This is a genomic window from Pristimantibacillus sp. PTI5 (genome assembly GCF_048572955.1).
Classification (GTDB): Bacteria; Bacillota; Bacilli; order Paenibacillales; family Paenibacillaceae; genus Pristimantibacillus.
The window spans coordinates 2,521,147-2,542,500 of the sequence record NZ_CP183886.1 but is presented as its reverse complement, the minus strand read 5'-3'; the positions used below and the strand labels follow the sequence as shown (position 1 = coordinate 2,542,500).

Annotated in this window: 19 protein-coding genes and 2 rRNA genes (1 of these 21 only partly in view); 20 read left to right on the top strand and 1 reads right to left on the bottom strand. The window is 49.3% G+C overall.

From position 1 onward, the window contains the following. From ACN6MW_RS11435 to pssA, 10 genes are all read left to right on the top strand, one after another. A 23S ribosomal RNA gene (locus ACN6MW_RS11435) occupies nt 1-1,497 on the top strand; it begins 1,437 nt to the left of the window's first position. Nucleotides 1,498-1,635: 138 nt separating this feature from the next. Beyond that, nucleotides 1,636-1,752 (top strand): 5S ribosomal RNA (gene rrf / locus ACN6MW_RS11430). A 502-nt stretch (nt 1,753-2,254) separates the two neighbouring features. Continuing rightward, the gene (locus ACN6MW_RS11425) at nt 2,255-2,716 is read left to right on the top strand and encodes a CtsR family transcriptional regulator (RefSeq protein ID WP_419875528.1); all 462 of its coding nucleotides are present in this window, start codon (nt 2,255-2,257) and stop codon (nt 2,714-2,716) included. 35 nt (nt 2,717-2,751) lie between these two features. Further along, entirely contained in the window at nt 2,752-3,273 is a 522-nt protein-coding gene (locus tag ACN6MW_RS11420) for a UvrB/UvrC motif-containing protein (RefSeq protein ID WP_419875527.1), read from the top strand. Between the two features lie 28 nt (nt 3,274-3,301). Beyond that, a complete protein-coding gene (locus ACN6MW_RS11415; RefSeq protein WP_419875526.1) occupies nt 3,302-4,381 on the top strand; it encodes a protein arginine kinase in 1,080 nt (359 codons plus the stop codon). 2 nt (nt 4,382-4,383) lie between these two features. After that, the gene (clpC, locus tag ACN6MW_RS11410; RefSeq protein WP_364144937.1) at nt 4,384-6,843 is read left to right on the top strand and encodes an ATP-dependent protease ATP-binding subunit ClpC; all 2,460 of its coding nucleotides are present in this window, start codon (nt 4,384-4,386) and stop codon (nt 6,841-6,843) included. Between the two features lie 129 nt (nt 6,844-6,972). Further along, entirely contained in the window at nt 6,973-7,320 is a 348-nt protein-coding gene (locus ACN6MW_RS11405; protein ID WP_419875525.1) for an antibiotic biosynthesis monooxygenase, read from the top strand. Between the two features lie 338 nt (nt 7,321-7,658). Then, on the top strand, nt 7,659-9,026 hold the full coding sequence (radA, locus tag ACN6MW_RS11400) for a DNA repair protein RadA (RefSeq protein ID WP_364144931.1): 1,368 nt from the start codon (nt 7,659-7,661) through the stop codon (nt 9,024-9,026). Between the two features lie 11 nt (nt 9,027-9,037). Next, nucleotides 9,038-10,114 (top strand): DNA integrity scanning diadenylate cyclase DisA, encoded by a 1,077-nt coding sequence (gene disA / locus ACN6MW_RS11395; RefSeq protein WP_364144928.1) that lies wholly within the window; start codon nt 9,038-9,040, stop codon nt 10,112-10,114. A gap of 88 nt (nt 10,115-10,202) precedes the next feature. Further along, nucleotides 10,203-10,949, top strand: coding sequence for a CDP-diacylglycerol--serine O-phosphatidyltransferase (gene pssA / locus ACN6MW_RS11390; protein ID WP_364144926.1), 747 nt, complete (start codon nt 10,203-10,205; stop codon nt 10,947-10,949). Between the two features lie 171 nt (nt 10,950-11,120). On the opposite strand, the gene ACN6MW_RS11385 is transcribed toward pssA, so the two are convergent. Continuing rightward, nucleotides 11,121-11,516 carry a DUF1573 domain-containing protein gene (locus ACN6MW_RS11385; RefSeq protein WP_308998869.1) on the bottom strand — a complete coding sequence of 132 codons (396 nt, stop codon included), beginning with the start codon at nt 11,514-11,516 and terminating at the stop codon, nt 11,121-11,123. A gap of 176 nt (nt 11,517-11,692) precedes the next feature. Here ACN6MW_RS11385 and ACN6MW_RS11380 point away from each other — a divergent pair, with 176 nt between their 5' ends. The 10 genes from ACN6MW_RS11380 to sigH all read left to right on the top strand — a co-directional run bounded on the left by ACN6MW_RS11380 (nt 11,693) and on the right by sigH (nt 21,090). Continuing rightward, nucleotides 11,693-12,790: a PIN/TRAM domain-containing protein gene (locus tag ACN6MW_RS11380; RefSeq protein WP_419875524.1), complete on the top strand. Its 1,098-nt coding sequence runs from the start codon at nt 11,693-11,695 to the stop codon at nt 12,788-12,790. 148 nt (nt 12,791-12,938) lie between these two features. Further along, nucleotides 12,939-13,658, top strand: a complete 720-nt coding sequence (ispD, locus tag ACN6MW_RS11375) for a 2-C-methyl-D-erythritol 4-phosphate cytidylyltransferase (RefSeq protein WP_419875523.1) — start codon at nt 12,939-12,941, stop codon at nt 13,656-13,658. Next, nucleotides 13,655-14,137: a 2-C-methyl-D-erythritol 2,4-cyclodiphosphate synthase gene (ispF, locus tag ACN6MW_RS11370; protein WP_419875522.1), complete on the top strand. Its 483-nt coding sequence runs from the start codon at nt 13,655-13,657 to the stop codon at nt 14,135-14,137. The genes ispD and ispF overlap by 4 nt, the downstream gene beginning before the upstream one ends. A 61-nt stretch (nt 14,138-14,198) precedes the next feature. Further along, nucleotides 14,199-15,671: a glutamate--tRNA ligase gene (gene gltX / locus ACN6MW_RS11365; RefSeq protein ID WP_419875521.1), complete on the top strand. Its 1,473-nt coding sequence runs from the start codon at nt 14,199-14,201 to the stop codon at nt 15,669-15,671. Nucleotides 15,672-16,284: 613 nt separating this feature from the next. Continuing rightward, nucleotides 16,285-16,947 (top strand): serine O-acetyltransferase, encoded by a 663-nt coding sequence (gene cysE, locus ACN6MW_RS11360; RefSeq protein ID WP_364144912.1) that lies wholly within the window; start codon nt 16,285-16,287, stop codon nt 16,945-16,947. Further along, a complete protein-coding gene (cysS, locus tag ACN6MW_RS11355; protein WP_419875520.1) occupies nt 16,944-18,383 on the top strand; it encodes a cysteine--tRNA ligase in 1,440 nt (479 codons plus the stop codon). The genes cysE and cysS overlap by 4 nt, the downstream gene beginning before the upstream one ends. Next, on the top strand, nt 18,380-18,808 hold the full coding sequence (locus tag ACN6MW_RS11350; RefSeq protein WP_419875519.1) for a Mini-ribonuclease 3: 429 nt from the start codon (nt 18,380-18,382) through the stop codon (nt 18,806-18,808). Before cysS ends, ACN6MW_RS11350 begins: the two co-directional genes overlap by 4 nt. 49 nt (nt 18,809-18,857) lie before the next feature. Beyond that, nucleotides 18,858-19,613 carry a 23S rRNA (guanosine(2251)-2'-O)-methyltransferase RlmB gene (rlmB, locus tag ACN6MW_RS11345; RefSeq protein ID WP_419875518.1) on the top strand — a complete coding sequence of 252 codons (756 nt, stop codon included), beginning with the start codon at nt 18,858-18,860 and terminating at the stop codon, nt 19,611-19,613. A gap of 3 nt (nt 19,614-19,616) precedes the next feature. Further along, nucleotides 19,617-20,141: an NYN domain-containing protein gene (locus ACN6MW_RS11340; protein WP_364144902.1), complete on the top strand. Its 525-nt coding sequence runs from the start codon at nt 19,617-19,619 to the stop codon at nt 20,139-20,141. A gap of 298 nt (nt 20,142-20,439) precedes the next feature. Then, nucleotides 20,440-21,090, top strand: a complete 651-nt coding sequence (sigH, locus tag ACN6MW_RS11335) for an RNA polymerase sporulation sigma factor SigH (RefSeq protein ID WP_053373882.1) — start codon at nt 20,440-20,442, stop codon at nt 21,088-21,090. Nucleotides 21,091-21,354: the final 264 nt, after the last annotated feature.

The following is a 21,354-nucleotide window of genomic DNA, read 5'->3' as shown; positions in this document are numbered from 1 at the left end:
GTTGAAATTCCTGTACCACCGTAAACCGTTATGAGCAATGGGGTGACACAGAAGGGCAGTGACGCGGGCTGATGGAATAGCCCGTCCAAGCAGTGAGGCTAGTGTGTAGGCAAATCCGCACACTGTTAGGCTGGGCTGTGATGGGGAGCGAAAATTATAGTAGCGAAGGTCATGTACTCCGGCTGTCAAGAAAAGCCTCTAGCCAGGTGAAGGTGCCCGTACCGCAAACCGACACAGGTAGGCGAGCAGAGCATGCTAAGGCGCGCGGAAGAACTCTCGTTAAGGAACTCGGCAAAATGACCCCGTAACTTCGGGAGAAGGGGTGCCTCGGTAGGGTTTATAGCCCGAGGGGGCCGCAGTGAAAAGGCCCAAGCGACTGTTTAGCAAAAACACAGGTCTGTGCGAAGCCGTAAGGCGAAGTATACGGGCTGACGCCTGCCCGGTGCTGGAAGGTTAAGGGGAGCGGTTAGGGGTAACCCGAAGCTGTGAACCGAAGCCCCAGTAAACGGCGGCCGTAACTATAACGGTCCTAAGGTAGCGAAATTCCTTGTCAGGTAAATTCTGACCCGCACGAATGGCGTAACGACTTGGGCGCTGTCTCAACGAGAGATCCGGTGAAATTTTAATACCTGTGAAGATGCAGGTTACCCGCGACAAGACGGAAAGACCCCATGGAGCTTTACTGTAACTTGATATTGGACTTTGGTACGATCTGTACAGGATAGGTGGGAGCCTGAGAAGCATGAGCGCCAGCTTGTGTGGAGGCGACGTTGGGATACCACCCTGATCGTATCGGAGTTCTAACCTGCTGCCGTGAAACCGGCAGAGGGACCGTGTCAGGTGGACAGTTTGACTGGGGCGGTCGCCTCCTAAAATGTAACGGAGGCGCCCAAAGGTTCCCTCAGAATGGTTGGAAATCATTCGAAGAGTGCAAAGGCATAAGGGAGCTTGACTGCGAGACCTACAAGTCGAGCAGGGACGAAAGTCGGGCTTAGTGATCCGGTGGTACCGAATGGAAGGGCCATCGCTCAACGGATAAAAGCTACCCTGGGGATAACAGGCTTATCTCCCCCAAGAGTCCACATCGACGGGGAGGTTTGGCACCTCGATGTCGGCTCATCGCATCCTGGGGCTGAAGTAGGTCCCAAGGGTTGGGCTGTTCGCCCATTAAAGCGGTACGCGAGCTGGGTTCAGAACGTCGTGAGACAGTTCGGTCCCTATCTGTCGCGGGCGCAGGAAATTTGAGAGGAGCTGTCCTTAGTACGAGAGGACCGGGATGGACGTACCGCTGGTGTACCAGTTGTTCCGCCAGGAGCACCGCTGGGTAGCCAAGTACGGACGGGATAAGCGCTGAAAGCATCTAAGCGTGAAGCCCCCCTCAAGATGAGATTTCCCAGTATGTAAGACCCCTTGAAGACGACGAGGTTGATAGGTTCGGGGTGGAAGCACAGCAATGTGTGTAGCTGACGAATACTAATCGGTCGAGGGCTTATCCTAAAACGTTTGAGAAGCAAACTTACATCGTAAGCATACGCTTAAGTTTGCCCCGGACCCATACATCCGGCAGACAGCAGCTAAAAAGGTTTCAGCAAACCTAATCTTTCGTATCCAGTTTTCAGCGTGCAACACGCTACGTTTGGTGGCGATGGCGGAGGGGAACCACGCGTTCCCATACCGAACACGACCGTTAAGCCCTCCAGCGCCAATGGTACTTAGACCGCAGGGTCTTGGGAGAGTAGGACGTCGCCAAGCACGAGAGACCGATCGCATGTGATGCGATCGGTTTTTTGTTGTTTCGATAGTCACCCAGATCAAGGGTATAGGACCTCGATTTCATACTCCAGGCATCTTCTTTTCGCCTCCGCAAGACAAGCTTCGCCAAAAGCTATGATTTTTTTAGTAAATCGCCATGTTTTGACTCTTTATGATTCGCCTTATGTCTACATAATTTATATATGAATTCCAATCCTTGTAATGCTTTTGTCTTTAACCTAAGTCATGTACACTTAAGCGTTTTTATTTACTTGCAAGGAAACCTCATGTATAAACAGCAGCTAACCGCACCAAGCTAATATAAAATGAATTTTAATGAGCACTTGACCTTTTGCTAAAATTGCATATAATAAAATCAAAGTCAAAGAAAGTCAAAGTCAGTTGTCCGAATATTCCGTGTATGACAAAATTGACTTTTGGCTTCCATGATTTTTTGTTTCAATTCTTGCTTTATTGGTTATTTCTCAGGGAGGTTGGTGGTTTGCGTAACATTTCCGATCTCATCGAACAGTATTTGAAGCATATGCTTCAGGACAGTCCTGAAGGAGCAGTAGAAATTCAGCGCAATGACTTGGCTGACAAATTTTCTTGTGTACCTTCGCAAATCAACTATGTCATCAGTACTCGATTTACCATGGAGAAAGGATACATGGTTGAAAGTAAGCGTGGAGGCGGAGGCTATATCCGAATACAACGGATTGATCTTCCGGCACTGAAGGCGATTCAATTCCATATCGAGGAAACGATAGGGGAATGCGTCGATCAAAGTGCGGCGGAAGGACTTATTTATCAGCTGGAGGAAGCGAGACTTATCACGAAACGTGAAGGTAATCTGCTCCGGGCCGCAGTACACCGCGATACGATCGCGCTTAAGCTGCCGCTCAGAGATGAAATCCGGGCACGATTGCTCAGGTCCATGCTGATCTCATTGCTGGTCAAATAACGAGCAGCCGTTTATACCGGGAGGAGGGATCAGGCTTGTTTTGCCAAGAATGCGGTAAAAAGCCCGCTACGCTTCATTTTACAAAAATCATCAATGGCGAGAAAACCGAATTTCACATTTGTGAAAGCTGTGCCCGCGAGAAAGGTGAAGGTATACCTGGCGCGCCGAATAGTTTTTCCATTCATAGCTTATTGTCAGGACTTCTTGATTTTGAGCAATTAGGCAGTTCGGGAATTGCCGGTATTAAAGAGCCATTGCTGCGCTGCGAGGAATGCGGACTTACCTATACACAGTTCAGCAAGATTGGCCGATTCGGCTGCAGCTCCTGTTATCAGGCTTTTGAAGCTAAGCTTGATCCGCTTCTCAAGCGTGTTCACAGCAGTACCGTGCACAGCGGTAAGATTCCAAAGCGCTCGGGCGGACAAATCCAATGCAAGCGCGAAATCGAACAGCTAAGGCGGAATCTGCAAGAGAAGATTGATCAAGAGGAGTTTGAAAGCGCGGCTCAGCTGCGTGATCGAATACGTGAATTAGAACGTAAAATTGCAGACCTGTAAGCTGGTATAGAAGGAGTGAAAGTACCTCTTGACTAAGCATCGATTCTCACAGCATGCGCTTAGCGAATGGATGAAGGACACAGGGCCTGAATCCGAAATTGTTATAAGCAGCAGAGTGCGAGTAGCGCGTAATTTACGTCATCAGCCTTTTCCATTGCTTGCAACGAATCAACAATCTAAGGATGTCATGGATCAGCTGACCGAAGTAAGCCAAAGCGGTAAGCTGCAGTCCATTGGTTCATTCGAAACCATTGTTTTGTCAGATTTAAGCGAGCTTGATAAAAGGGTGCTTGTTGAAAAGCATCTAATCAGTCCTAATTTAGCGAACGAATCGCGATGCGGGGCCGTTATTTTAAGCGATAATGAATCTGTTAGCATAATGATTAACGAAGAAGATCATTTGCGCATTCAATGTCTGTATCCTGGTTTTCAAATCCAAGAGGCATGGGCATTGGCTAGCGGAATTGACGATATTTTTGAAGAATCCGCTGATTATGCTTTTGATGAAAAACGCGGTTATCTAACGACATGTCCAACAAACGTTGGAACAGGGATAAGGGCTTCGGTTATGATGCATTTGCCGGCGCTTGTGCTTACGTCGCAAATCAATCGCATATTGTCAGCAGTCACGCAGGTGGGTTTAGCAGTTAGAGGATTGTACGGCGAGGGCAGTGAGGCGCTTGGCAATTTATTTCAAGTGTCAAACCAAATTACGCTTGGGCAATCCGAGAATGAAATTATAGACAATTTGTACAGTGTAGCCAGACAAATTATCGAGCATGAGAAAGCAGCGCGCAAGCGCCTCATGCATGACTCAAAGCTGAGAACGGTGGATCGGATAAAGCGGTCATACGGTATTTTATCTTATGCACAGGTTATGGATTCCAAGGAAGCGGCACAGCGTTTATCGGATGTGCGGCTTGGCGCGGACCTCGGTATTTTATCAGATGTAACGCCGCAAGTGTTGAACGAGCTTTTGGTAATGACTCAGCCTGGATTTTTACAGCAAACCTTCGATGAGAAGATGAGTCCAGAGCAGAGGGATTTCAGAAGAGCAGAACTCATACGCAAGCAATTGCGTGGTGAAAAAGGCCATGGGGGTGCGTAAATATGATGTTTGGAAGATTCACGGAGCGAGCACAGAAGGTGCTTGCATTGGCGCAAGAAGAAGCGGTTCGCCTAGGACATAACAATATCGGAACAGAGCATATTTTGCTTGGCCTTATTCGCGAAGGGGAAGGAATAGCGGCTAAAGCGTTAATCGGACTAGGACTTGGACTTGAAAAAATCCAGGATGAGGTTGAAGCTTTAATCGGTCGCGGCCAAGAGCAGCCGAACAACATCGCATATACGCCGCGCGCCAAAAAAGTGATCGAGCTTTCGATGGATGAAGCTAGAAAGCTTGGACATACGTATGTCGGCACTGAGCATATATTGCTTGGACTGATTCGCGAAGGCGAAGGCGTAGCGGCACGCGTGCTCAATAATCTTGGTATTAGTCTTAATAAGGCTCGCCAACAAGTGCTGCAGCTGCTAGGCAGCAGCGAGGCCGTATCAAGCAACCACGGCTCGCCTGCTAACGTTAGTACGCCTACGCTTGACGGTCTCGCAAGAGACTTGACGGCTTATGCGAAAGAAGGAAATCTCGATCCCGTTATTGGACGCAGCAAAGAAATCGAGCGCGTTATTCAAGTGCTTAGCCGTCGTACCAAAAACAATCCCGTGCTAATCGGGGAGCCAGGCGTAGGTAAAACAGCAATTGCTGAAGGCCTTGCCCAAAAGATTATCGAAAATGAAATTCCCGAAACTTTGCGTGATAAACGAGTAATGACGCTGGATATGGGGTCTGTAGTCGCAGGTACGAAATACCGCGGCGAGTTCGAGGACCGTCTGAAAAAGATCATGGATGAGATTCGCCAAGCTGGCAATATCATTCTATTCATCGACGAGCTTCATACGCTAATCGGCGCAGGCGGAGCAGAAGGCGCGATCGATGCGTCGAATATTTTGAAGCCGGCTCTAGCGCGCGGCGAGCTTCAGTGCATTGGAGCTACGACGCTGGATGAATACCGTAAATACATCGAGAAGGATGCAGCGCTTGAGCGCCGCTTTCAGCCGATTACGGTCGATCAGCCGTCACCTGAGGAAGCCATTCAAATTTTGTACGGCTTACGCGACCGCTACGAAGCTCACCACCGCGTGAAAATTACGGATGAAGCGATTGTGCAAGCTGTTAAGTTGTCTGACCGTTATATTCCGGATCGGTTCTTGCCGGATAAAGCCATTGACCTCATCGACGAAGCAGGTTCGAAGGTGCGTCTAAATTCTTACACGGTACCGCCGAATTTGAAGCAGCTTGAAAATCGTCTGGAGGATATCCGCAAGGAGAAGGATGCAGCGGTTCAGAGCCAAGAATTCGAGAAGGCGGCAGCGCTTCGTGACACGGAGCAAAAAATTCGCGAAGAGCTCGACATAACCAAAAACCAGTGGAAAGAAAAACAAGGCCGTACAGATTCCGAAGTGACACCTGAGGATATCGCACAAGTTGTAGCCAGCTGGACAGGTATTCCGGTCAGTAAAATGGCTGAAGGAGAAACCGAGCGCCTGTTGAAAATGGAAGATATTCTTCATGACCGCATTATCGGTCAGGAGGACGCAGTCAAATCGGTATCGAGAGCGATTCGCCGCGCGCGTGCCGGTCTGAAGGATCCGAAGCGTCCAATCGGTTCATTCATTTTCTTAGGTCCAACAGGGGTTGGTAAGACGGAGCTCGCAAGAGCGCTTGCCGAAGCGATGTTTGGCGATGAGAACGCGGTTATCCGCATCGACATGTCGGAATACATGGAGAAGCACTCGACTTCACGTCTAGTCGGAGCGCCTCCGGGCTATGTCGGCTATGAAGAAGGTGGCCAACTGACGGAGAAAGTACGCCGCAAGCCTTATTCCGTAGTCCTGCTCGATGAGATCGAGAAAGCACATCCAGAGGTATTCAATATCTTGCTTCAAGTGCTTGAGGATGGTCGTTTAACCGATTCGAAAGGGCGCGTTGTTGATTTCCGCAATACGCTGATCATTATGACTTCGAATGTCGGAGCCGATCAAATCAAGAAGAATTCTTCCCTTGGCTTTACTGCCGTTCAGGATGCAGGGCGCGATTTCTTGCAAATGAAGGACAAAGTCATGGCTGAGCTTAAGAAAAGCTTCCGTCCGGAGTTCTTAAACCGTATTGATGAGAGCATCGTGTTCCATTCGCTTGGCGAAGAGCATATTGCCCAAATCGTTACATTGATGTCGGAGGAGCTCCGCAAACGTCTGCGTGAGCAGGAGGTTGATTTCGTACTGACGGATGCAGCGAAAGCGTTCCTTGCTAAGGAAGGCTACGATCCGCAATACGGAGCGCGTCCGCTTCGCCGGGCGATCCAAAAGCATATCGAGGACCGTCTGTCCGAAGATTTGCTTATGGGTAAAATCCAAAAAGGCGACACGTTCACCATTGACGAAAAAGATGGCGGCCTAACGGTCAGCAAGTCCATCCAAGAACAAGAACCTGAGGAATCCACTACGAAATAAACGATAATATCGAACGGTCCCGCGACAGACAGCTGTTTGCGGGACTGTTTTTATTGTCGAAAAAATTGACAATGAGAATCATTATCGTATAATGGGTGGATAGCAATACATAGAATGGGAGGAACAACGATGATAGTTGTTACTAATACAATTAAGGTGAAAAAGGGACATGGAGAGACGGTAGCCAAACGTTTTCAAAACTCGAAGGGAATTGATTTATCCCCAGGCTTTGTTCGCATGGAGGTTTTATTCACGGAAGGAATAGAAGAACATGACGAGCTTAAAGTCAGCACGACATGGGAAGACAAAGCTTCTTTTGAAGGCTGGGTAAACAGTGATTCCTTCCGGCAGGCGCATGCCCACCGAGGAGGGCAGCAGCCGGGTGTCGAAGGCCAGCAAACGGAAAGTGTCATGCTCGGATCACAGCTGACTACGCATCGCGTATTGGTTGCCCGCCAGGTTGAAATTGAAGGCTAACGTATTTAACCGTTCGCTCTCTTATCCACAGTGGATAACGGGAGCGTTTTTTGTTGTTTTGGAGCAAGAGGGCTGAGGACTATGGGGATATGTTGATGACTTGTGGATAATGTTGATAAGTTGTTGGTAAATCTGTGGATAATTAATATGAGAATCAAAATGGATAGGTTGGGCTGTGGGAAACGAATAATAGTTAGGTTATCGTCTGTTTTTCATTCACAATGTGGGTTTATACATGGGGGATAAAATGGTAAACTTTATATAGTGTCATTTTAAGCATAATCGCTAGGGATGGCTTCATCTATTTTTGCTAGCCCATAACGTTTAAGGAGTACAGAATGGCCAAAATAAAATCGAAGTTCGTTTGTACGGAATGCGGTACCGAATCAGCAAAGTGGCTGGGCAAATGCCCGGGCTGCCATGCCTGGAATTCCATGGTGGAAGAGAAAGAAACGGTTGTGAAGACGAAGGGAGTCGGATTGTCTTCGTTTCATGCGAAAGAAAAGCCGCAGTCCATCATACATATAGAAAGTGGGCAAGAGCCTAGGATCGAAACGAGGATGCTTGAGCTCAACCGAGTGCTCGGCGGCGGCGTCGTTCCTGGCTCGCTTATTCTTGTAGGCGGAGATCCCGGTATCGGAAAATCAACGCTGCTGCTGCAAACCTCTCATGCCCTTGCCGTGAAAGGGCTGAAGGTTCTCTATATTTCCGGAGAGGAGTCAGTGCGGCAGACGAGGCTTCGGGCTGACCGCCTTGGCGCGCTGACGGAATCGCTGTATGTATTATGCGAGACCAATATGGAGCAAATTAACGATGCGATTGAATCGGTTCAACCGGATTTTCTCGTCATCGACTCGATTCAAACGGTTTATGATCCCAATGTTCAATCAGCTCCCGGCAGTGTGTCGCAGGTTCGCGAATGTACGGCGCATTTTATGAGAGTTGCCAAAATTAAAGGGATCGCAACGGTGCTCGTCGGCCATGTAACGAAAGAAGGCGCAATAGCAGGGCCTAGGCTGCTCGAGCATATGGTGGACTGCGTCCTTTATTTTGAAGGGGAGCGCCATCATACATACCGGATTCTACGCGCCGTTAAAAACCGCTTCGGTTCGACGAATGAAATCGGTATTTTTGAAATGGGCGAGGATGGCTTGCGGGAGGTGTCCAACCCTTCTGAATTATTTCTGTCCGAGCGACCGCTCGGCGTATCCGGTTCGACGGTCGTCGCTGCCATGGAGGGTACGAGACCAGTGCTTGTAGAGCTTCAAGCGCTTGTGGCAACAACCAACTTCCCTTCTCCAAGAAGAATGTCCACGGGCATTGACCACAACCGGATGGCGCTTATCATTGCGGTATTGGAGAAACGTAACGGCATGTTTCTGCAAACGCAGGATGCTTACTTGAACGTAGCTGGCGGCGTGAAGCTGGATGAGCCGGCAGTCGACCTTGCAGCGGCGGTCAGCATTGCCTCTAGCTTTCGGGATGCGCCAACGAAGCCGTACGACGTTATTTTTGGCGAGGTAGGGCTGACGGGCGAGGTTCGCGCGGTATCGCGGGCGGAGCAGCGTGTGAAGGAAGCAGAAAAATTAGGATTCAAACGTGTCATTATGCCGGAGAAGAGCTTAAAAGGGTGGAAGCCGCCCGCAGGCATAGAAATTATTGGCGTAACCACAGTGTCGGAAGCACTTAAGGCAGCGCTTGGATAGGGGGGCAGACGATGAAGGAACCTACTCAGCTTGAAATTATGAATCAACTATTGCAATTAGTCGCACCAGGTACCCCTTTTCGTGATGGGCTTGAAAATGTGCTTCGGGCCAAAACGGGGGCTTTGCTTGTAGTAGGCTATAGTCCAGAGGTGATGGAGGTTGTGGATGGAGGCTTCTCCATTAACTGCGATTTCTCGCCCAACTATTTATATGAGCTTGCGAAAATGGACGGCGCGATTATTTTGAGCGAAGATATGCGGAGAATCTTGTATGCGAATACGCAGCTCATTCCGAACAGCTCTATCCCGTCGATTGAAACGGGAATCCGCCACCGTACCGCGGAGCGTGTGGCGAAGCAGACCGGAAAGCTTGTCGTATCGATCTCGCAGCGCCGGAATATCATCACGCTCTATCAAGGCAACCTTCGTTACTCGCTGAAGGATATGGGCGTTATTTTGACTAAGGCCAACCAAGCGATTCAGACTCTAGAGAAATATAAAGCGGTGCTTAGCCAATCGTTTACGAATTTATCGGCGCTTGAATTTGAGGAGCTTGTTACCCTGCAGGAAGTAGCGCATGTTATCCAGCGCGTGGAGATGGTGCTGCGCATCAAAATGGAAATTAAACGTTATGTGAATGAGTTGGGTACGGAAGGCCGCCTCATCAGCATGCAGATGGATGAATTGGTAGGTGGCGTTGAAGAGGATGCCTGGTACTTACTTAAGGATTATGCCAAAGAGAATTCGGATGAGAAGATCCGAGAGATCCGGGCAGGCCTAAAAAAACTGAGCTCGGATGAGCTGCTAGATGCGCCGCCGATCATCCGTCTAATCGGATACCCGCATACGAGCAATATGAGCGATGAGTCGGTTTCCCCACGCGGTTATCGTTTGCTTAACAAAATTCCGAGATTGCCTCTTATTATTATGAACAATCTGATCGAGCAATTTGGACGGCTGCCTCATATCCTGATGGCGACGATTGAAGAATTGGATGAAGTGGAAGGCATTGGCGAGGTACGTGCACGGGCCATCAAAGAAGGACTCAAGCGGATACAAGAGCAGATGTTCATTGACAGGCAAATTTAAATCCCATACAATGGATTGAATGTGGTCCTTTAACGCGGATGTACATTCGTTGTGGGTTTTGGGGCATAGTAGAGAAGAGGTGGAAAAGATGATCGCAAAATCGATACCGAGCCTTCTCACGGTGGGGAATTTATTCTTAGGAGTAATCGCCATCATTCTTGTATTTAACGAAAAACCGGATACGGCAGCTATGATGGTGTTAATCGCCATGCTGCTTGACGGTGTAGACGGACGCGTTGCTCGGGCGCTGAACGTTCAAAGTGAATTCGGTAAGGAGCTAGACTCGTTATCCGATGTGATTTCGTTTGGCGTAGCACCGGCTTTTATTATGTATGTGGTCGCTTTTCAGGATCTTAATCCAGCCTTCGCATGGATTGTTACGGCATTGTTTCCCATTTGCGGCGCTTTACGGCTTGCCCGCTTCAATGTCATTTCAAGCGCGCCTGGCTACTTTATCGGTCTTCCGATACCGGCGGCCGGCGGTGTGTTAGCGACGCTTGCATTGTTCAAAGACGACATTTATGTATCGGTGCTGCTCACGAGCACGCTTGTACTTTCCTTGCTCATGGTCAGTACGATTAAATATCCGAATTTCAAGAAAGTCGGCATTCCTAAGAGCGCCATTTGGGTTGTGCCTATTGTCATAGTCGTGGCTGTCGTGCTCGGCTTGTTCTTCAAAAACGATCTGTCAAAAATATTGTTCGTACCGCTGCTTCTCTATGCGCTGTACGGCCTAAAAAAAAACGTTGATCGCCGTTTGCCAAAGCGGAACCGGAAGCGGAAATCGCGCGATGAAATCGCCGAAGAGCCTGTTCAAACGGAAAAGCCGGCTTAAGACGGCAGTTGAACGGTTGAATGCTGCATCTATCCAATAAAGAGCGTTTCTGAACACAGCCTATTGTGTCTAGAAGCGCTCTTTTTATAGGGATTCTCAAAGAAATAGCCTTGAGGCGCACATCGCCTCAAGGCTATTTTAATTATCAAGTAAGCTTTGAGGCTCATTTCTTTACGTTAAATTAAACAGGCCAAGCGTTGAGCATTTGTCGTATTCATCGGCAATAACCTCATCCAGTTGAATATTCAGCAGATTGCATAAGGCTGTCATGTAAAACAGGTTGCGGCCCAGATCGTTCTTAAGCGCGTCGCGGCAATGCTCGCATACGGCTCCGGTGAGATGGCTTTGCAGCGTCGTTTTGGCATTTTCGAGATTCAGGTCATCCGAGTATTGCTGCTTGCGGGCATTTAATTCGATACAGCCGCAATCCGTTACTGCTTTGGTAACTGCACGATTGACAGAAGCACCCGACTGTCCGAATTTGGACATAACATCTAACAGACTGCGGTGACGTAGCAGCAATTCGGATACTTGCTGCTGAAATTGATCCAGTGTAGGAGCGCTCATCGGTTCCACCTCTTTCACCAACCTCTTTTGTTATTATCTTAATTTCCATTATAAGCGTCATCCCGTCCGTTTACAAAATGTGAATTATTAAAATTTATAAATGTTTGCAATTAATAGGCTCCCCTACGGTTAGCAAGGCAATTATTGGAACATAATTGTAGTGGAGGTGAACCATAATGGTTAGACGTATAATTCAACTAATGGGAATGTTGTTCGGCGGTATGGCAGGCGGTGAAGTATATGGATGGATAAATGGAGCGGCCGTATGGTCAGGCTCATCCTTCGGTATGCTACAGCGATCCGGCACTTATTACATGAATGTAGCAATTGGCGCGGTTTTTGGTGTGGTTGCAGCAACGATGTTAGCAGGGCAAATCATCCGTTATATGCAGAAGGGTGCGGAGCAAACCGCTGCGCTTCCGATGCAGCAGCTCATTGCAGGGGCCGGAGGGCTTCTTGCAGGCTTATTGCTTACCGTCTTGATCTATCCGGCAGTATCTGGACTTGAGGGCATAGGAAGCCTTATTCCTGCGGCTATGATGGTATGCTTCGGCTATTTGGGCATGCGTATCGGCCTGCATAAGCAGCAGGAGCTGGCAGAAGGCTTTGCTGCCTTGCTGGAGAAGCGCAGAATCGCACCGGCTGCAGATGAAGCAGGCGGCTACGAGGAGCATAAGATACTCGATACAAGCGTTATTATCGATGGGCGGATTGCAGACATCTGCAAAACCGGTTTTATTGAAGGGACGCTTGTCATTCCGGAGTTCGTGCTTGAGGAGCTTCAACACATTGCAGATTCATCTGATTTGCTGAAACGCAACAGGGGACGGCGCGGGCTCGATATTTTGAACAAAATTCAAAAAGAGCTTGATGTGAAGGTTCTTATTTACGAAGGTGACTTCGAAGAAATCGGCGAAGTGGACAGCAAGCTGGTCAAGCTCGCTAAGGCGCTTCACGGCAAGGTCGTTACGAATGATTTTAATTTAAACAAAGTTTGCGAGCTTCAAGGCGTCTCGGTGCTAAACATTAATGATTTGGCTAATGCGGTCAAGCCGGTTGTTCTGCCTGGGGAAGAAATCATCGTTCAAGTGATAAAAGACGGCAAAGAGCATGGCCAAGGCGTCGCCTATTTGGATGACGGCACGATGATCGTCGTTGAAGGCGGCCGCGATTATATCGGAACGACAATGGAGGTGCTCGTAACGAGCGTATTGCAAACCTCTGCGGGCCGAATGATATTCGCAAAGCCGAAGCTGTTGGAAAAAGCGCTGTAACAAGGTATGATAGTACTATTGTTAGAGCGCAAACGGCTGACGCCGCTCTGCAGCGGCAAAAGCTCGTTTCGCGGTGAAAAATAAGCCTGCTGTGAGAGATGATCTTATATGCGCTTATTTTTAAATCAGTGTGAGGCGGGTCGAAGGCATGGGAGCAGATTGGGGAGTCATCATCGTAGCGGCCGGACGAGGCACGCGAATGGGGACGAAGGAAAGCAAGCAATATTTACAGCTCGGGGACAAGCCCATACTTGTCCATACGCTTGAGCTGTTTCAGTCGATGGAATCGGTCAAGGAAGCGGTCCTTGTCGTTGGAAGCGATGATGTGGAGCGCTGCCGCAATTGGGTGGCCCAATACGGCCTGACGAAGGTTACGGCTGTTGTTGCCGGAGGCAAAGAGCGCCAGCATTCCGTATATTGCGGGCTGCAGGAGCTGTCAACGGACTGGGTCATGGTCCATGACGGGGTGCGCCCGCTTGTAACGGCGGATGCTGTACATGCTTGCTGCATGCAGGCAGAGCATAGCGGCGCTGCCGTGCTGGCCGTTCCGGTTAAAGATACGATTAAACAAGTAAATGAAGCGGGTGTGATCGTTTCGACACCGGACCGCCGAAGCTTGTGGGCGATACAAACGCCGCAAGCTTTTCGACGTGTCCTGCTGCTGGAAGCGCACGAACGCGCAATGGCGGAGCAATTCGTAGGAACGGATGACGCGATGGTTGTCGAGCGCATGGGCGCTAGCGTTACCGTAGCAGAAGGCGAATACACCAATATTAAAATTACGACGCCTGAAGATTTGCCGTGGGCGGAATTTCTGCTTGCGAAGCGTCGTGCCGACAAGGCAGAGGGGAACGGTGGGCAAGAATGATTCGAGTTGGACAAGGATTTGATGTGCATCAGTTGGTAGAAGGACGTCCCTGTATTATCGGGGGGGTAACGATTCCTTATGAGAAGGGCCTGCTGGGCCATTCGGACGCGGATGTGCTGCTGCATGCGATAACAGATGCGATTCTGGGTGCTCTGGGTCTTGGTGATATTGGCAAACATTTTCCCGATACGGATGCCGCATATAAGGACGCAGACAGCTTAAAGCTGCTTGAAGAGGTATGGAAGCTTGTACGCGAGCGCGGTTATAAGCTTGGTAACATTGATTCCACTATCATTGCACAGAAACCGAAAATGCTGCCTTATATTCCGCAAATGGCCGAAATCATTGCCAAGGCACTCGAGGCTGACATCGCGCAGGTGAACGTAAAAGCGACAACCACCGAGCAGCTTGGATTCACGGGACGCGGCGAAGGAATTGCGGCGCAATCCGTTGTTTGTCTAATCATGGATGTGATATGATCGGATTTATTGCTTACGAAGCTAGCTTTTGCTTCGCAAAACTTTTAGGAGGTATATTGAAATGACAGCAGAAGTTCGAGTTCGTTATGCCCCATCTCCGACGGGTCATTTACATATAGGGAATGCAAGAACGGCCTTATTCAATTATTTGTATGCAAGAAATCAAGGCGGTAAATTCATCATTCGAATCGAAGATACAGACGTGAAGCGCAATGTTGCGGGCGGAGAAGAGAGCCAGCTCAAATACTTGAAATGGCTTGGCATCGATTGGGATGAAAGCATCGATATCGGAGGCGGATACGGACCTTACCGCCAGACCGAGCGTCTTGATATTTACAATAAATATTGGCAAGAGCTTCTCGACCGTGGTCTTGCTTATCGCTGCTATTGCTCGGAGGAAGAGCTGGAGCAGGAGCGGGAAGAGCAAACGGAGCGCGGAGAAACCCCGCGTTACTCCGGACGGCACCGCGATCTGACTGAGGAGCAGCGTCAAGCATTCGAAGCCGAAGGACGCGTGCCGAGTATTCGTTTTCGTGTACCGGAAGGCCGTACTTATGCTTTTGACGATATCGTTAAAGGTTCGATCAGCTTCGATACCGCCGAGATGGGCGATTTCGTAATCGTAAAGAAGGACGGGATCCCGACGTATAACTTTGCGGTCGTGCTGGATGATTATTTGATGAAAATCAGCCATGTATTGCGCGGAGAAGACCATATCTCGAATACTCCCCGCCAGCTGATGATTTATGAAGCACTCGGATGGGAGCCGCCGCAGTTTGGCCATATGACGCTGATCGTGAATGAGCAGCGCAAAAAGCTAAGCAAACGCGACGAGTCTATCATCCAGTTCATCTCACAGTACGACGATCTCGGCTATTTGCCGGAAGCCATGTTCAACTTTATTACGCTGCTGGGCTGGTCGCCGGAAGGGGAGCAGGAGATCTTTACGCGCGAAGAGCTGGTTTCTGTATTTAATCCGGAGCGCCTAAGCAAAAGCCCTGCCGTATTTGACACGCAGAAGCTAAGCTGGATGAACAATGAATATTTGAAAAAGGCAGACCTGAAGCGGATTGTCGATCTTTGCTTGCCGCATTTGCAGCGTGCCGGACGTACAGCCGGAGACCTTGACGCGGAGGGCAGAGCTTGGGTGACGGATCTCGTGGCGCTGCATCAGGACAAGCTGCGTTCAGCTTCGGATATCGTTCCCATGACGGAGCTTTTCTTCCGGGATACCGTAGAGGATGAGGAAGAGGCCGTCGCCGTGCTCGCCGAAGAGCAGGTTCCAACGGTGCTTCAAGCCTTTTTGACTCTCGTTGAAGCGGGCGAAACGCCGTTTCAAGTTGATGGGATCAAAGAGATGATCAAGGCGGTGCAGAAAGAAACGGGATTCAAAGGGAAGCAGCTCTTCATGCCGATTCGTGCGGCGCTTACTGGACAAACGCATGGCCCGGACCTTAACCAGTCACTCGCTTTGCTTGGCAAAGAAAAGGTCATTAAGCGTCTCCGTGATCGCTTAGCGGGCAAAACGGTTTAGCCGCTTTACGGCACTCGATTTTTTTGAGAAACATAATACCCTTGTCACATTTTTGGGTATTCGGTATACTATGACTAATAAGTGAATGAATTGAACGGCCATGAACAGGAGAAGTACGTTTGCTTGTGGATTCGCAGAGAGGACAACCGTCATTCGAATCGGCGTCGCATTATGGTGTGGCTAATGAAACAGAATGGGGCTGAAAGTTGTCTGGTCCGCCGAACGGAAATATGCACCTGGGAGCTTTGTTCCGAGCTGCTGCAGCAGGTTATCACGACCCTTTGGATTAGGCGGAGACGCGTATCACCATAAGGACGTCCACCGTGCTGGGCAAGGTAGGCAGCAACGTATCGTCTGCGTTAAAGACGATGAGATGAACAAACAACAGCCGATAGCCGGCTAGCTTGCTTGTTCAAGCAGAGTGGAACCGCGAGATTACACGCCTCTGCAGCATAATATGCTGCGGAGGCTTTTTTGATATATAAGGACATCTATGTCTTCAAATCTAAATGTGCTTATATATCTCAGCGAAAATAGCTTATGCCGCCAAAGGTGGCTGCAGCCGTTTGCGCTTAGTTGGAAAATTATGAGCGTACGATAAGGAGCATTGCTTATGTTTCGTCATTTTCGATCGGACATACAAGCGGTATTTGAGAATGATCCGGCCGCACGCAGCCGCTTTGAGGTTGTGTTCACCTATTCAGGCTTGCATGCCATATGGGCGCACCGCATAGCCCATCCTTTATACCGCAGAGGCTGGTTTACGGCAGCACGCATGATCTCCCAGGTGAGCCGGTTCATGACGGGCATTGAGATACATCCGGGCGCCCGGATCGGCGAGAGGTTGTTTATCGACCACGGCATGGGCGTAGTCATTGGAGAAACCTGCGAGATCGGCGATGACGTCGTTATTTATCAAGGCGTCACTCTAGGCGGTACCGGAAAAGAAAAAGGTAAGCGTCACCCGACAATTGGTAATAATGTTGTTATTGGCTCAGGAGCGAAGGTGCTGGGTTCGTTTCAAGTAGGCGAGTTTTCCAATATTGGATCGAATGCCGTTGTGCTTCGGGAAGTGCCGACGAATTGCACGGTTGTCGGAAATCCGGGCCGCGTCGTAAAACGAAACGGCGAACGGGTCGGCGACCGGCTTGACCATACGCAGCTTCCTGACCCGGTCATCGAAATGTTTCGCACGATGCAAAAGGAAATTGATGATTTGAAAACCGAACTGAAGCAGCTTCGGAAACCTGTAGCTGGAGGAGAAATAAGAAAATGACGGTATCTATTTATAATACGGTGTCACGGCTGAAGGAGCCTTTTACTGCGCAAGAGCCGGGCAAAGTGAAAATGTATGTATGCGGTCCGACGGTTTATGATTACATTCATATCGGCAATGCGCGTCCGGTTATTTTCTTTGATGTCGTTCGCCGCTATCTAGAGGACATCGGGAACGAAGTTCAATATGTCGTTAACTTTACCGACGTTGACGATAAGCTTATCCGCAAAGCCGAGCAGCTTGGCACAACCGTACCGGAGGTAGCGGAAACGTTTATTGAGGCATTTTATGCGGATATCGAAGCGCTGGGCGTTCATAAGGCAACGCTGAATCCGCGGGTGACGGAGCATATTCCGCAGATCATTGCGTTTATTCAAGGACTAATAGACAAAGGCTATGCCTATATGAGCGATGGCGATGTTTATTATCGTACGGCTGCATTCGCGGATTACGGCAAGCTCTCCCATCAGAATATAGAGGAGCTTCAATTCGGTATCCGCGTTGAAGTCGGCGACCGCAAAGAGAATCAACAGGATTTTGTCTTATGGAAAGGTGCGAAACCGGGAGAAATCAAATGGGAAAGCCCTTTTGGCGAAGGACGTCCGGGTTGGCATATCGAGTGCTCCGCCATGGCCCGCTCGTATCTCGGGGATACGCTGGATATTCATGGGGGCGGACATGATTTGCAATTTCCGCATCATGAATGCGAAGTGGCGCAATCGGAAGCATTAACGGGCAAGCCGCTTGCGAACTACTGGATGCATAACGGCTATATCCATATCAATAACGAGAAGATGTCGAAGTCGCTAGGCAACGGCATTACGGTTCATGAACTGGTGAAGCGGGTTAAGCCGCATGCTATCCGTTACTTTATGTTATCCACCCATTACCGCAGCCCGCTTAATTTCAGCGATGACACGGTTGCCCAAGCGGAAAACAGCGTGGAGCGGATCGCTAATTGCGCAGCCAATCTCAAGCATAGGCTTAACGCGGCCAAAAGCGATTCCGCTCACGCTGCCGAAAGCGTGAACGGCCTTGTTCCATCCGGTGAGGAAGCATTGGATGCGAAGCTTAAAGCGATACATGAGCAATTCCATGCGAAAATGAGCGATGATTTCAATACGCCGGATGCGATCACCTCTGTATTTGATTTAGTGGGCGAAGCCAATCAGTATCTCAATCGCGCCGATGCGGCCGCTAGCGGCATTCTAGCTTTGCTGACGCTGCTGGAGCGTATGGATGCCGTGCTCGGATTGCTTCCGCAGCAAGCAGGCGCCGAGCTGCTGGACACGGATATTGAACAGCTTATCGTGGAACGGACAGAAGCGCGGGCGTCCAAAAACTGGGCGAGAGCCGATGAAATACGTGACCTGCTCACGGAGATGGACATCGTGCTTGAGGATACGCCGCAAGGTATCCGCTGGCGGCGCAAATGAGCGAGGGCAACGATACGAACATGCTGTTATTCCATCCGCCCTCCAAATCGCCGCAGTTAATGAATCCCGTTATACTCGCTTATATGGGTGATGCCGTGTTCGAGCTCCTTGTAAGGCAATATTTAATATCTCTGCCGAATCAGAAGTCCCATCATATCCACCGCGAAGCGACGAAGATCGTATCGGCAAAGGGTCAAAAGCGGGCGCTGGATCTTTGGCAGCCGCATTTGACCGAGGAGGAGGCGGACATTGTCCGCCGCGGACGCAATTCAAAATCAGGCGCTCCGCCCAAAAATGCGGATCTTGCGGATTATCGCATGGCAACCGCCTTGGAGAGTTTAGTCGGTTATCTCTATTATGAGGGCCGTATCAATCGCATACATGAACTGTTTACGATCGCGATCGGGAAAAGTGAAGATCTTTAAGGCTAGAGCAGCCATTTTATATAGGAAAAAGATAAGAGGAGGGTAACCGATGACTGAAGAAACCGTTCAAGATGAGATGATTGCCGGTAAACACCCGGTGCTGGAAGCACTGCGGTCCGGCCGTGAGATTAATAAGATTTGGATTGCCGACGGCGCACAGAAGACTTTGACGCAGCCGATTGTCGCTGAAGCGAAAAAATTCGGTATCGTCGTGCAGTTTGTGGATAAGAGAAAGCTTGACAGCCTAACCCCCGGGGTTACCCATCAGGGCGTTGTCGCTCAGGCGGCTGCCTTTGCTTACGTAGAGGTAGAGGAGATTCTTGAGCGCGCGAAGCAGAAGGATGAGGTCCCTTTTATTTTGCTGCTGGATGAAATCGAAGACCCGCATAATCTCGGTTCCATATTGCGTACGGCGGAATGCACGGGAGTTCACGGCGTTATTATTCCGAAAAGGCGCTCCGCAGGACTAACGGCGACCGTTCTTAAAACATCGGCAGGGGCAGCGGAGCATGTACCCGTTGCGCGCGTAACAAACCTTGCGCAAACCATTGATAAGCTGAAGGAAGCGGGCGTATGGGTAGCCGGTACTGACCTGGATGCCAAGCAGGATGTTTATAAAATGAAATTCGATATGCCGCTGGTCGTTGTGATCGGTAATGAAAGCAAAGGAATGGGAAGACTCATTAAGGAGAAATGCGATTTTCTCGTGAAATTGCCGATGCTTGGCCAATTGAACTCACTGAACGCTTCTGTTGCGGCCGGCGTTCTTATGTATGAGGTCGTGCGTCAGCGCCGGAGCATTTAGGTTATGAACCGGCGCGACGATATTTTATTAGTCGACGGTTATAACATGATTGGCGCTTGGCCGGTGCTAGAAAAACTGAAGGAATATGATTTGGAGGAAGCCCGGGACAAGCTACTGGATATGATGGCGGATTATCAGGGCTTCACGGGCATGCAGGTTTACGTCGTGTTCGATGCGCATCAGGTTCCGGGCTTAGGCGCTACATATCGACATCATAAGCTGATGATCGTATATACCAAGGAAAAGGAAACCGCGGATGAATGCATCGAACGCCTATGCTCGGAGCTTTATGTCCGGCGAAGGAATATATATGTTGCAACCTCCGATATGGTAGAGCAGCATGTTGCCTTTGGCAAAGGAGCATTGCGCGTATCTGCACGCGAGCTCCTTATCGACATTGGCCAGAACCGTAAAAATATTGAACAAACGCTTCGTGAGGATAAGCCGGGAAAACGCAATTCGGTAGACGGAATCGTGAGTCTTGAAGTCCGCAGCCAGCTAGAGAAACTTCGCCGCGGTGAGAAATAAAGGAAGCGGGCGTTCATTGTTCGTGAGCAGTGCAGGCGGAATGTCTTATGAAGTTCCACAAAGTTACAAAATTGCTAGTATATCGATAGCTTTCGGCCCCCGGATTGGTTGACGTTGTAAGGTTACATAATGTATACTGACTCTATCATTAGCGATAAGAACGTGTTGGTATTAAACAGTATGTTTTCTTATCTTTCGACGCGAATCGCTGTTGAGCCCATGTGATTGGGAGTGGCAGGATAGGTTTGCATGAATACGAATCTAGCGGTGTACGCCTTGCAGGCCGGAGGGATAGTTCGTGAGTATCGACCTCAAAGAATGGAGTACGCTCGAGTATGACAGCAGCACGGACGAGGATATCGTCGAAGCGGTCCGCAATGGCGACAGCATAGCGTTGGAATATTTGATTAACAAGTATAAGAATTTTGTGAGAGCCAAAGCGCGCTCCTATTTTCTTATCGGCGCGGATCGTGAAGATATCGTGCAGGAGGGTATGATTGGTCTATACAAAGCAATTCGGGATTTTAAAGGGGACAAGCTAGCAAGCTTCAAGGCCTTTGCGGAATTGTGTATAACTAGGCAAATTATTACCGCCATCAAAACAGCCACGCGTCAGAAGCACATCCCGCTTAATTCCTACGTTTCGCTCGATAAGCCCATTTATGATGAAGATTCGGATCGCACGCTGCTGGATGTGATTTGCGGTACGCGGGTTTCTGATCCGGAAGAGTTGATCATCAATCAAGAAGAATTCATTGGCCTGGAAGATAAGATGTCCGAAATCTTAAGCGATCTTGAACGTAAGGTTCTTATGCTTTATTTGGACGGAAGATCTTATCAGGAAATTGCCGTCGATTTGGATAGGCATGTGAAATCCATTGACAACGCTCTCCAAAGGGTGAAGCGCAAGCTCGAACGTTACTTGGAAGTCAGAGACATTAGCGGTTAGATGCATTCATACGTAATCGTCATTAATGAGGGCTGTCTTCCATCTGGCGGTGTCCGGGTGGAATGTTGGTCCTTTCTGTTTTAAATGGGCTTAAGTAGACTATAATGGTAGATACGAGCCCGATGCTCTTGTAATTACCAGTTTTTCGCAGTCCTGACACTTATCTTTTACATTGACATCAAAATTGCCGTGTGATAAAGTGTTTAGGTAGGCCTAAAATCGAGGTTTTTTTTCGTTTTGGCGTTGGAATCAATGAACTTCCAA

Excerpts from the sequence above, each read along its gene's own strand:
- pssA (WP_364144926.1), top strand. The coding sequence starts at position 10,203 with ATGATCGCAAAATCGATACCGAGCCTTCTCACGGTGGGGAATTTATTC.
- cysE (WP_364144912.1), top strand. The coding sequence starts at position 16,285 with ATGTTTCGTCATTTTCGATCGGACATACAAGCGGTATTTGAGAATGAT.
- ispF (WP_419875522.1), top strand. The coding sequence starts at position 13,655 with ATGATTCGAGTTGGACAAGGATTTGATGTGCATCAGTTGGTAGAAGGA.
- cysS (WP_419875520.1), top strand. The coding sequence starts at position 16,944 with ATGACGGTATCTATTTATAATACGGTGTCACGGCTGAAGGAGCCTTTT.
- gltX (WP_419875521.1), top strand. The coding sequence starts at position 14,199 with ATGACAGCAGAAGTTCGAGTTCGTTATGCCCCATCTCCGACGGGTCAT.
- rlmB (WP_419875518.1), top strand. The coding sequence starts at position 18,858 with ATGACTGAAGAAACCGTTCAAGATGAGATGATTGCCGGTAAACACCCG.
- ACN6MW_RS11380 (WP_419875524.1), top strand. The coding sequence starts at position 11,693 with ATGGTTAGACGTATAATTCAACTAATGGGAATGTTGTTCGGCGGTATG.
- ACN6MW_RS11405 (WP_419875525.1), top strand. The coding sequence starts at position 6,973 with ATGATAGTTGTTACTAATACAATTAAGGTGAAAAAGGGACATGGAGAG.
- ACN6MW_RS11340 (WP_364144902.1), top strand. The coding sequence starts at position 19,617 with ATGAACCGGCGCGACGATATTTTATTAGTCGACGGTTATAACATGATT.
- disA (WP_364144928.1), top strand. The coding sequence starts at position 9,038 with ATGAAGGAACCTACTCAGCTTGAAATTATGAATCAACTATTGCAATTA.
- clpC (WP_364144937.1), top strand. The coding sequence starts at position 4,384 with ATGATGTTTGGAAGATTCACGGAGCGAGCACAGAAGGTGCTTGCATTG.
- ispD (WP_419875523.1), top strand. The coding sequence starts at position 12,939 with ATGGGAGCAGATTGGGGAGTCATCATCGTAGCGGCCGGACGAGGCACG.
- ACN6MW_RS11350 (WP_419875519.1), top strand. The coding sequence starts at position 18,380 with ATGAGCGAGGGCAACGATACGAACATGCTGTTATTCCATCCGCCCTCC.
- radA (WP_364144931.1), top strand. The coding sequence starts at position 7,659 with ATGGCCAAAATAAAATCGAAGTTCGTTTGTACGGAATGCGGTACCGAA.
- ACN6MW_RS11385 (WP_308998869.1), bottom strand. The coding sequence starts at position 11,516 with ATGAGCGCTCCTACACTGGATCAATTTCAGCAGCAAGTATCCGAATTG.